Here is an 11,645-nt window from a genome sequence, read left to right on the forward strand (position 1 = left end):
CTCCGCCCGCGGCCGCCGCGGCCGCCGCAGGCGGCCGCGCCGGATGCGGGCACCCCGAGAAGAACCGGGCGGAGGCGGCGCGAGCTCTGCTCGCCCGCCGGAGCACCGTCAGCTCGACCGAATGGAGTGAGCGGAGCGGACGAATGAGGTCGAAGTAGTGCCCCGTCCCGGCTTCGTCCTCGACGTCGACCGCTCCACGCCCCCCACGTTCTTCTGGCACGGAGAGCAGTTCCGCCTCGAGCGCCTCCCGGCGGGGAGCCGCATCGTCTACCCGCCCGAGCCCCTCGCACCCCTGGACGACCCCGACGCCGCCGTCCGTCACGCCCTCCTCAACCCGGTGGGCGACAGCCAGCCCCTGCCGTCGCTGCTGCGGCCGGGCATGCGGCTCACCATCGTGTTCGACGACCTGTCGATCCCCCTCCCGCCCATGCGCCGGCCCGACAACCGCCAGCGAGTCATCGAGGCCGTCCTCGACCTGGCCGCCGAGGCGGGTGTGGACGACGTGGAGCTGATCGCCGCGCTGGGCCTGCACCGGCGCATGACCGAGCCCGAGCTGCGCCACGCCCTGGGCGACCGCATCCACGACTCCTTCTCCTCCATCGGGCGGCTGCGCCAGTTCGACGCCGAGGACCGGGCGAAGCTCACCCACCTCGGCACCACCGACGAGGGCGAGGACGTCGAGCTCGACTCACGGGTGGCGAACAGCGACCTGGTCGTCTACGTCAACATCAACCTGGTGGCCATGGACGGTGGCCACAAGAGCCTGGCCACCGGCGTGTCGTCGTACCGCTCGCTCAAGCACCACCACAACGCCCGCACGCTCCAGCACACCCGCTCGTTGATGGACCGCCACCGCTCGGCCCTGCACTCCAGCGCCTGGCGCATCGGCCGCCACATCGCGGCCAGCGGGGTCAAGGTCTTCCAGGTCGAGACGACGCTGAACACCGACACCTTCCCCGAGCAGATGGCCTTCTTGTACAAGCGGGAGTGGGAGTGGACGGCCAGGGACCGGGCTACGTACCTGGCCGTCAGCAAGGGCCTCGACCGCATGCCCGCCCGGGCCCGCAACGCCGTGTTCATGGGGATCAAGGCGCCCCACCGGATGACCAGCGTCCAGGCCGGCGAGGTGGAGGCGGTCCACGAGATCACCACCGCCAACGTCCACGCCCAGCAGATGGTGGAGGTGTCGGGGCAGACCGACATCCTCACCATGGGGCTGCCGTACATAGGGCCCTACAACGTCAACTCGATCATGAACCCGCTGCTGGTGGCGTGCCAGGGCCTCGGGTACTTCTTCAACCTGTACCGGGGCAGGCCGCTGGTCCGCCAGGGCGGCGTGCTGATCATGCACCACCCCACCCCCTTCTCCTTCCACCCGGTCCACCACCCGAGCTACCTCGACTTCTTCGACCAGGTGCTCCCCGAGACGCTCGACCCGGTGGAGATCGAAGCCAAGTACGAGGAGGCGTTCGCCACCGACCCGTGGTACATCCACCTGTACCGGACCAGCCACGCATACCACGGCGTCCACGCCCTCTACATGTGGTACTGGTGCGCCCACGCCCTCCAGCACCTGGGCGGCGTCATCGTGGTGGGCGGCGACCCCAAGGCGGTGCGGCGCATGGGCTTCAAGCCGGCGTCCACCCTGCGCGACGCCCTGGAGATGGCGGAGGACGTGGTCGGCCCCCGGCCGTCCATCACCCACCTCCACGCCCCGCCGCTGCTGATCGCGGACGTGACCTGAGTGGGCGCGCTGAAGCTGCTCCGCCCCCGGGGCCGGTTCCCGCTGGCCGCGCCGTCGTGGCCGGGAGGCGTGCCGCGGCCGCCGGTCGAGAGGAGGACGGGAGTCCACTACGACACGTCGTGGGCCCGCCGCTACCCGGCCCGCCTGGCCCGGGCCCTCATCCTCGACGGGGTCACCCGGCCGATGATCCGGGGCCTGGCGTCGCCGTTCGTGGACGGGCTGGACCGCATCGAGTCGCTGGAGGCGCCCGCCATCTTCGCCGCCAACCACAACAGCCACGTCGACACCCCCCTGGTCCTCACGTCGCTGCCCGACCGGTTCCGCCACCGCACCGCCGTGGCCGCCGGCGCCGACTACTTCTTCGACAAGCGGTGGAAGGGCGCCGTGTGGGCGCTCACGATCAACGCCGTCCCCGTCGAGCGCACCCGGGTCAGCCCGCAGTCCACCAAGCTGGCCGTCTCCCTGCTCGAACGGGGCTGGAGCCTGGTCATCTTCCCCGAGGGCGGGCGCAGCCCCGACGGCTGGGGCCAGAGCCACCGCGCCGGCGCCGCCTACCTCGCCGTCCGCACGGGCCGGGCGGTGGTCCCCGTCCACCTGGCCGGCACCCGGCGCATCCTCAAGAAGGGCGCCAAGGGGGTCCGCCCGTCGACCACCGAGGTGACGTTCGGCCACCCGTTGCACGTCCGCGAGGGCGAGAGCGCCCACGACTTCGCCGGCCGCATCGAGCGCCAGATCGCCGTGCTGGCCGACGAGCGGGCCTCCGGCCTGTGGGCGTCCCGACGACGGGCGGCGGCGGGCACCACGCCGGCGCTCACGGGTCCCGCCGTCACCGGCTGGCGCCGGGCCTGGGCGCTGGAGGAGAACCGGCGCCGCAGCGGCGACGCCGAGCCCTGGCCCCCGCGGAGCTCCACGCCGCGCCACTGAACCGTTCTCGTCCCGGAAACGTCCCGAATCCGGGTCGTTCCGGGTACGAGAACGCTCGGTCGACAGGGGGAGCGCCGTCGGTAGAATGGGCGACCAGCAGAAGCCGGGGCGGTGCCAACGACGCCTCCCGCCCCGCGCTCCTTCAATGGGGAAGGGCCGGCCCGATGTCCCAGAGCCGCAACCGCGGCTCCCGAGCACACCGAGAGGTCTCCCCATGCGCGCTGAAAGAGACGCCTGCGGCATCGGCTTCACCGCCGACGTCCGGGGTCGCCCGTCACGGGACATCGTCGAGTCCGCCCTGAAGGGACTGGCCTGCGTGATCCACCGGGGAGCGGTGGCGGCCGACAGCCGGACCTCTGACGGCTCGGGCATCCTGCTCCCGATCCCGGCCGCCATCTTCGGTGAGCACCACGGCGTCGCCGTCCTGTTCGTGCGGGGCGACGACCCCCGCGCCGCGGTGGAGACGGCGGCCGACGCCGAGGGCATCGACGTGGTGGAGTGGCGGGAGCCGCCCACCGACGAGGACCAGCTGGGCACCCTCGCCCGCCAGAGCCGGCCCCGCATCCTCCATGCCGTGCTCGCCACCCGGTCGTCGGCCGGCAACGGCGTCGCCGCCGAGCGGGCCGCGTTCCGGATGCGCCGGCGCATCGACGCCACCACCACCGGCACGTACGTGGCCAGCTGCTCCTTCCGGACCGTGCTCTACAAGGGCCTGGTCGCCGCCGACCTGCTCGGGAGGTTCTACCTGGACCTGGCGGACCCCGACTTCACGGCCGCCTTCGCCGTGTTCCACCAGCGGTTCTCCACCAACACCCTGCCGACGTGGGAGCGGGCCCAGCCCTTCCGCACCCTCTGCCACAACGGGGAGATCAACGCCATCGCCGGCAACGTCAACCGGATGCGGGCCCGCAGCGTGCTGGGCACGGAGGCGGCCGGGCTGGGTGCCGAGGAGCTGTACCGCCCCGTGCTGTCGGCGGCCGACTCCGACTCGGGCCAGCTGGACTCGGCCGTCGAGCTGCTGGTGCGGGGCGGGCGCGACATCCGCCACGCCGTCGCCATGCTCGTCCCCGAGGCGTGGGAGGGGGCACGCGACCTCGACCCCGAGGTGCGGGGCTTCTACCGCTACCACTCCAGCCTGGTGGAGCCGTGGGACGGCCCCGCCGGCCTCATCTTCACCGACGGCCTCGGCGTGGGCGCCGCCCTCGACCGCAACGGCCTGCGCCCGCTGCGCTACGCCATCTGCGACGACGGCCTGGTCGTGTGCTGCTCCGAGGCCGGCGCGGTGGACGTGAGCGGGCGGGGAACCGTGCGCCGGGGGCGCCTCGGCCCCGGGCAGATGCTGTTCGTCGACCCGTCCCGGGGCGTGCTGCTGGACAAGGCGTGCAAGGAGCGCCTGGCCGCCGCCGGCCCCTACGCCCGGTGGGCCGCCGACGGCATGCGCCGGGTGCGCAGCGGCCGGCCCGTGGACGAGCCGCCCGAGGCGCCCGAGCTGCTCCTGCGCCACCTGGCCCACGGCTACACCACCGAAGAGCTGCGCATGGTTCTGAAGCCGATGGCCACCGAGGCCAAGGAGCCCACCTTCGCCATGGGCGACGACTCCCCGCTCCCCCACCTGGCCGGGCGCCCGCGCCCCATCCACCACTACCTGCGCCAGCGCTTCGCCCAGGTCACCAACCCGCCCATCGACCACCTCCGGGAGCGGGTGGTGATGAGCCTGCGCACCCTGCTCGGGCCGCGCGCCCCCCTGCTCGGCGAGTCCCCCGAGGCGGCCCGGCTCCTCGAGCTCGACTCGTTCTTCCTCTACCCGTCGGCCGTCGACAAGCTGACCCGCACCGACGACGCCGGCTTCGCTCCCGCCGCCCTCGACGCCACCTTCCCGGTGGCCGACGGCCCCGCCGGCCTGCGGGCCGGCGTCGAGGCCCTGTGCGAGCAGGCCCAGTCCTTCGTGGAGGCCGGCTCGGCCATCCTGGTCGTCGACAACGGGGCCGTCTCCGGCGACCGCGCCGCCGTCCCGAGCCTGGTGGCCGTCGGGGCGATCCACCAGCGCCTGGTCGCCCGGGGGCTGCGCTCGGCCACCAGCCTCGTGGTCGTCGCCGACGACGCCCGCGACGTCCACCACCTGGCCTGCCTGCTGGGCTACGGCGCCGACGCCGTCTGCCCCCGCCTGGCCCTGCTCACCGTGGCCGCCGAGGCCGACTCCTCGGAGGACTCCGAGATGGTCAGTCCCGAGGCCCAGGAGCGGTTCCACGCCGCCTCCGAGGACGGCGTGCTCAAGATCATGTCGAAGATGGGCATCTGCACGGTCGACTCCTACCGGGGGGCCCAGATCTTCGAGACCATCGGCCTCGGGGGCGACGTCGTCGACACCTGCTTCGCGGGCACGCCGTCGACGTGCGGCGGCATCGGCTGGGAGGCGCTGGGCGCCGACGTGCTGGCCCAGCACGCCGAGGCGCCGTGGCCGCCCACCGAGCGCAGCGCCCGCCTGCCCAACCCCGGCTACTACCGCAGCCTGAAGAAGGGCGGCGAGTATCACGTCCACAACGCCGACGTGGTGACCGCCCTCAACAACATGAACGCGGCCCACCTCCTCCAGAAGGCGCTGCGATCCGAGCGCGACGACCTGTACGAGCGCTTCGCCGCGCTGGTCAACGAGCGCCCGATCACCGAGCTCCGCGACCTGCTCGAGCTCGTCCCGAGCACCAACCCCGTGCCCCTCTCGGAGGTCGAGCCGGCCACCGCCATCGCCACCCGCTTCTCCACCGGCGCCATGTCGCACGGCTCGTTGTCGGCCGAGGCCCACGAGACGCTGGCCGAGGCCATGAACCTCATCGGCGGCCGCTCCAACTGCGGCGAGGGCGGCGAGGCCCAGTTCCGCTTCCGCACCCGCGGCCAGGCCAAGGGCGACAAGAACTCCAAGATCAAGCAGATCGCGTCGGGGCGCTTCGGCGTCACTCCCGAGTACTGCGCCTACGCCGACGAGCTCCAGATCAAGATCGCCCAGGGCTCCAAGCCGGGCGAGGGCGGCCAGCTCCCCGGCCACAAGGTGAGCGACGAGATCGCCCGCCTGCGCCACACCCAGCCCGGCGTCACCCTCATCTCGCCGCCGCCCCACCACGACATCTACTCCATCGAGGACCTGGCCCAGCTGATCTTCGACCTGAAGCAGGTCAACCGCTACGCCGACGTGTCGGTGAAGCTGGTGGCGGGCGACGGTGTGGGCACCATCGCCGCCGGCGTGGTGAAGGCGCTGGCCGACGTGGTCCACATCTCGGGCGCCAACGGGGGGACGGGCGCCTCGCCCCTGTCGTCGATCAAGCACGCCGGCATGCCGTGGGAGCTCGGGCTGGCCGACACCCAGGCCGCCCTGGTGGAGAACGGGCTGCGGGACCGGGCCCGCCTGCGGGTGGACGGCGGCTTCATGACCGGCAAGGACGTGATGATGGCCGCCCTCCTGGGCGCCGACGAGTTCTCGTTCGGCACCGCGGCCATGATCGCCGAGGGGTGCATCATGCTGCGGGCCTGCCACCGCGACACCTGCTCGGTCGGCGTCGCCACCCAGCGCCCCAACCTCCGGGCCAGGTTCACCGGCACGGCCGAGGGCGTGGCCGCCTACTTCATGTTCGTGGCCGAGGAGGTCCGGTCCCTCATGGCCCGGCTGGGCTTCCGCACCCTGGACGAGGCCGTCGGCCGGGTCGAGTGCCTGCGCCAGCGGGCCTCGGGCGACCCCCGGGCCGACACCGTGGACCTCACGCCGATCATCACACCGCCCGCCGACCCGTCGGTCCCCCGCCGCTTCGTGGCGTCGGTGCCGCTCCAGCGGCCCCGGTCGGCCCTCGGCGACCAGCTCGAGGCCGACGCCTTCCGGGCCGTCTGGGACGCCGAGGAGGTCGAGCTCTCCTACGCCATCACCAACCGGGACCGGACGGTCGGCGCCGCCCTGGGCGGGGCCATCGCCCTGGAGTGGGGCGGCCGGCCGCCCAGCGGGACGGCCGTCGTGCGCCTCACCGGGTCGGCGGGCCAGAGCCTGGGCGCCTTCCTCACCCACGGCATCGAGCTGGAGCTGGTGGGCGAGGCCAACGACTACGTGGGCAAGGGGATGGGCGGCGGGCGCATCGTCATCCGGCCGCCCGAGGACGACGCCGGCGACCCCGTGCTCGCCGGCAACACCTGCCTGTACGGCGCCACCGGCGGCGACGTGTACATCGCCGGGTCGGTGGGCGAGCGCTTCGGCGTGCGCAACTCGGGCGCCAACGCGGTGGTCGAGGGCGTGGGCGACCACGCCTGCGAGTACATGACCGGCGGCACCGTCGTCATCCTGGGGCCGTTCGGCTACAACATCGGCGCCGGCATGACGGGGGGCGAGGCGTACGTGTGGGACCCCCGGGCCCGCCTCACCGCCCGGCTCAACTCGGCACTCGTCGAGGCCGTCCGCCCCGACGCCGAGCACGTGGAGGAGCTGCGCTGGATGGTCGAGCGCCACTTCGAGCTCACCGCGTCGCCCCGGGCGAAGGCACTCCTGGAGGACTGGCAGACCACGATCGAGCAGATGTGGCACGTGGTCCCCGTCGGCCGCGTGTCCCGGATGGAGGCGCAGGGCGAGGGCCGCGTCGGGGCCTCCGCGTGACCCCGGCCCGGGTCGTCCGCCGTTCTGTGGACGCCGTGCGCCGCATACCGGCGCCTCCCGTCCACAGAACCGAGGCGTCGGCATGACGAGGGACGTCGCCGCCACCACCCCCCTGGAGCTGGTCGACGAGGTCTACGGGCGTCTGGCCCGGCGCGTCGACGCCGCCCGCGAGCGCCTCGGCCGCCCGCTCACCCTGGCCGAGAAGATCCTCTTCAACCACCTCCGCGACGCGGAAGGCCCGACGCCGGAACGGGGCCGGTCGTACGAGGAGCTCTGCCCCGACCGGGTCGCCATGCAGGACGCCACCGCCCAGATGGCGCTCCTCCAGTTCATGACGGCCGGGCTGCCCTCCGTGCACGTCCCCACCACCGTCCACTGCGACCACCTGATCCAGGCCCGGGTGGACGGCCCCACCGACCTGGCGGTGGCGGAGGAGGTCAACCGGGAGGTCTACGACTTCCTGCAGACGGTGTCGGCCAAGTACGGCATCGGGTTCTGGAAGCCGGGGTCGGGGATCATCCACCAGGTCGTGCTCGAGCAGTACGCCTTCCCGGGCGGGATGATGATCGGCACCGACTCCCACACCCCCAACGCCGGCGGCCTCGGCATGGTGGCCGTCGGGGTGGGCGGGGCGGACGCGGTGGACGTCATGGTCGGCATGCCCTTCGGGCTGCGCTGGCCCAGGCTCGTCGGCGTCCACCTCACGGGCACGCTCAGCGGCTGGACGTCGCCCAAGGACATCATCCTCAAGGTCGCCGAGATCCTCACCGTGCGGGGCGGCACGGGCGCCATCGTCGAGTACTTCGGCCCGGGCGCCGAGTCCGTCAGCGCCACCGGCAAGGCCACCGTGTGCAACATGGGCGCCGAGGTGGGTGCCACCACCTCCCTCTTCGGCTTCGACGACCACATGGTCGCCTACCTGAAGGCCACCGGCCGGGAGGCGATCGCCGACCGGGCCGCGGCCGTCGCCGAGCACCTGCGCGCCGACCCCGAGGTGGCCGCCGACCCCAGGCGCCACTTCGACCGGGTGGTCGAGATCGACCTCGACACCCTCGAGCCGCACCTCAACGGCCCCCACACCCCCGACCTCGCTCACCCCGTGTCCCGGATCGGCGAGGACGCCCGGGCCGCCGGGTGGCCGCTGCGCATCAGCTCGTCGCTGATCGGCTCGTGCACCAACTCCTCGTACGAGGACATCACCCGGGCCGCCCACGTCGCCCGCCAGGCCGCCGCCAAGGGCCTGCGGGTGAAGACGCCGCTGCTCGTCACGCCCGGCTCGGAGCGGGTGCGGGCGACCATCGAGCGCGACGGGCTGCTGGCCGACCTGGAGGCAGTCGGGGGGACGGTCCTGGCCAACGCCTGCGGCCCGTGCATCGGGCAGTGGAAGCGCGAGGACGTGGCCGAGGGCGAGCCCAACGTCATCGTGAACTCGTACAACCGCAACTTCCCCAAGCGGAACGACGGCATGGCGTCCACCCTCGCCTTCGTCACCTCCCCGGAGACGGTCATGGCCTACGCCCTGGCCGGGACCCTCGACTTCAACCCGCTCACCGACGCCGTGGACGGCGTCGTCCTCGAGGCGCCGGTGGGCGACGAGCTGCCCGACAAGGGGTTCGAGCCGGGCGAGGAGGGCTTTCTCGCCCCGCCCGAGGACGGGTCGACCGTGGAGGTGGTCGTCCGGCCCGACAGCGACCGGCTCCAGCTGCTGGAGCCGTTCCCGGCGTGGGACGGCCAGGACCTCGTCCGGCTCCCGGTCCTGATGAAGGCGGTGGGCAAGTGCACCACCGACCACATCTCGGCCGCCGGCCCGTGGCTGCGCTACCGGGGCCACCTCGACAACATCAGCCGCAACCTGTTCCTCGGTGCCGTCAACGCCTTCACCGGCGAGGCGGGCGTCGGGCGCTGCCCCGTCCACGGCGTTCCCGAGCCCTACCCCGACGCCGCCCGCCACTGCCACGACAGCGGCGTGTCGTGGGTGGCGGTGGGCGACGAGAACTACGGGGAGGGCTCGTCCCGGGAGCACGCCGCCATGGAGCCCCGCCACCTCGGGTGCCGGGCCATCCTGGTGCGGTCGTTCGCCCGGATCCACGAGACCAACCTGAAGAAGCAGGGGGTCCTGCCGCTGACGTTCGCCGACCCGGCGACGTACGGGCAGATCGGCGAGACGGACACCATCTCGGTCGTCGGGCTCGCGTCCCTGGCGCCCGACGCGCCGGTGCGGTGCCGGATCGACCGGGAGGACGGGACGAGCGTCGACTTCGAGGCGCTCCACACCCTTTCGCCCGAGCACATCGACTGGTTCCGGGCCGGCGGCGCCCTCAACCTCATCCGGGCCCGCCACCGGTAGCCCCCGGCGCCCGCCGGCCCGAGCTGGGAGAAAATCCCGGCCGCGACGAAGAAAGTCAACAAAATCGGCTTTCGACTTGCCATACTTCGCCGGAAGAACTTTCTGCGGCGGCTGAGCAACGGCACCGGGGGGTGCGGGACTCGGTACGCCCGCACGCGAACCGATGCCTCTTCGAACTCCCGCGCGCTCCTCGCTCTTCGCCGCCGCCGTGGTCGCGGTGCTGGTCGGTGGCGTCGTGCCCCTGGCCGGCACCCTCGGCGCCCGGGCCGCCGACCCCGCCGCGGCGGAGGCTCGTCCGCTCCGCCCCGGGCCGGCCTACTGGCTGGCCGCGTCGGACGGTGGGGTGTTCGCCTTCGGGCGGGCGGCGTTCGCCGGAGCGGCCAGCGGTGCCCCCCTCCAGGGCGGCGTGGCAGGCATCGCCAACACCCCGTCCGGCAACGGCTACTGGCTGGCCGCCCGGGACGGCGGGGTGTTCGCCTTCGGTGACGCGCCGTACCTCGGCGGCGTCGCCGGCGCCGCCTTGAACAACCCGGTCGTCGACATCGCGGCGACACCCACCGGGCAGGGCTACTGGCTGGTCGGCGCCGACGGCGGCGTCTTCGCCTTCGGCGACGCGCCGTGGCTGGGCGGCATGGCCGGCACCCCGCTCAACTCAGCCGTGACGGCCATCGTGGCCACGCCCACCGGCAAGGGCTACTGGGTGGTGGCGAGGGACGGGGGCGTCTTCGCCTTCGGCGACGCACCCTGGCTGGGCGGGGCCAGCGGCATCGACCTCATGCGCCCCGTCGTCGACCTGGCCTCCACCCCTTCGGGCCAGGGCTACTGGCTGGCGGCCAGCGACGGGGGCGTGTTCGCCTTCGGCGACGCCGGCTTCCACGGGTCGGCCCTCGGCCGGGCCGGCAACCGCTCGGTGGTCGGGATCGCCCCCACTCCGGCCGGCGCCGGGTACTGGGTGGCCTCCAGCGACGGGGGCGTGTTCGCCTTCGGCGACGCCGGCTTCTACGGGTCGGCGGCCGACGCGTCCGTCCACCGCCCCGTCGTGGGCATCGCCTCGGGCGTCGGCAACGCCGTCCCTCCCGACACCCGGACGCTGGCCAGCACCTTCGGCTGGGACATCTCGTGGCCGCAGTGCGGCAGGCCCTTCCCCGGCGGCCAGGCCGGCTACGCCATCATCGGCGTCACCGACGGCCACCTCTGGGACGTCAACCCGTGCCTGGCCGAGCAGCACCGCTGGTCCACCCGGGGCGGCACCCTGGGCGGCCTGTACGTCAACGTGAACTGGCCCTCCAGGGCCGCCGAGCCCAACGTCGCCGCCCAGATGGGTCAGTGGTGCGCGCTCGACGACGTCGCCTGCCAGATGTACCAGTGGGGCCTCCAGGGCGTGACCCACGCCGTGCGCGAGGCGACGGCCCGGGGCGTCTCGGCCCCGATGTGGTGGCTCGACGTGGAGACCGCCAACCGGTGGTCGGGCGACAAGGGCCTCAACGCCCGCATCGTTCAAGGCGCCATCGACGCCCTCCGCCGGCACGGCATCGAGGTGGGCGTCTACTCGACGTCGTACCAGTGGGGCGTCATCGTGGGTGGGTTCTCCCCCGGCCTCCCCAACTGGATCGCCGGGCCGAACAACGTGGAGGAGGCGGCCGCCGCCTGCCGGAACGGCCCGACGTTCGGCGGGGGCGTCCCCTGGATGGTCCAGTACCCCTACCAGGGCTTCGACGGGAACCTCATGTGCGAGGCGGGCATCGCGGCCGCCATGCGGTCGTTCAAGGTGCCGCCTCCCCTGCCCGTCCCCGAACTGCCGGAGATCCCGCCCGCGCCCGTGGTGCTCCGCGTCCTCGGCGCCGCCCGGTACATCTAGGGATGCCGCGACCGGGCCGGCGCCGGGCGGCGGGCGGCGGGCGGCGGACCGACCCTCGCTCGCTACGCCGAGGGCAGGGCGACGGAGACCTGACGTCCACCTCGTCCTTGATCTTCAGCACGCCCATCTTGGAGTAGGGCTTGATGCC

General features: G+C 73.4%; 5 protein-coding genes. All 5 read left to right on the forward strand.

Annotation, left to right across the window (positions count from 1 at the left end):
- Nucleotides 1–157: 157 nt before the first annotated feature.
- The 5 genes from VM242_01525 to VM242_01545 all read left to right on the forward strand — a co-directional run bounded on the left by VM242_01525 (nucleotide 158) and on the right by VM242_01545 (nucleotide 11,497).
- Nucleotides 158–1,744 (forward strand): lactate racemase domain-containing protein, encoded by a 1,587-nt coding sequence (locus VM242_01525; protein HVM03826.1) that lies wholly within the window; start codon nucleotides 158–160, stop codon nucleotides 1,742–1,744.
- Complete coding sequence (locus VM242_01530; protein HVM03827.1) at nucleotides 1,745–2,668, forward strand: lysophospholipid acyltransferase family protein; 924 nt, start codon at nucleotides 1,745–1,747, stop codon at nucleotides 2,666–2,668. It begins immediately after the preceding gene.
- Nucleotides 2,669–2,882: 214 nt separating this feature from the next.
- On the forward strand, nucleotides 2,883–7,292 hold the full coding sequence (gene gltB / locus VM242_01535) for a glutamate synthase large subunit (GenBank protein ID HVM03828.1): 4,410 nt from the start codon (nucleotides 2,883–2,885) through the stop codon (nucleotides 7,290–7,292).
- A gap of 82 nt (nucleotides 7,293–7,374) precedes the next feature.
- A complete protein-coding gene (locus VM242_01540) occupies nucleotides 7,375–9,639 on the forward strand; it encodes an aconitate hydratase (protein HVM03829.1) in 2,265 nt (754 codons plus the stop codon).
- A gap of 163 nt (nucleotides 9,640–9,802) precedes the next feature.
- Nucleotides 9,803–11,497, forward strand: a complete 1,695-nt coding sequence (locus VM242_01545; protein HVM03830.1) for a hypothetical protein — start codon at nucleotides 9,803–9,805, stop codon at nucleotides 11,495–11,497.
- The last annotated feature ends 148 nt before the right edge of the window (nucleotides 11,498–11,645 follow it).

The sequence above is a fragment of the Acidimicrobiales bacterium genome (genome assembly GCA_035540975.1).
In the GTDB taxonomy this organism is placed as follows: Bacteria; Actinomycetota; Acidimicrobiia; order Acidimicrobiales.

Excerpts from the sequence above, each read along its gene's own strand:
- gltB (HVM03828.1), top strand. The coding sequence starts at position 2,883 with ATGCGCGCTGAAAGAGACGCCTGCGGCATCGGCTTCACCGCCGACGTC.
- VM242_01545 (HVM03830.1), top strand. The coding sequence starts at position 9,803 with ATGCCTCTTCGAACTCCCGCGCGCTCCTCGCTCTTCGCCGCCGCCGTG.
- VM242_01540 (HVM03829.1), top strand. The coding sequence starts at position 7,375 with ATGACGAGGGACGTCGCCGCCACCACCCCCCTGGAGCTGGTCGACGAG.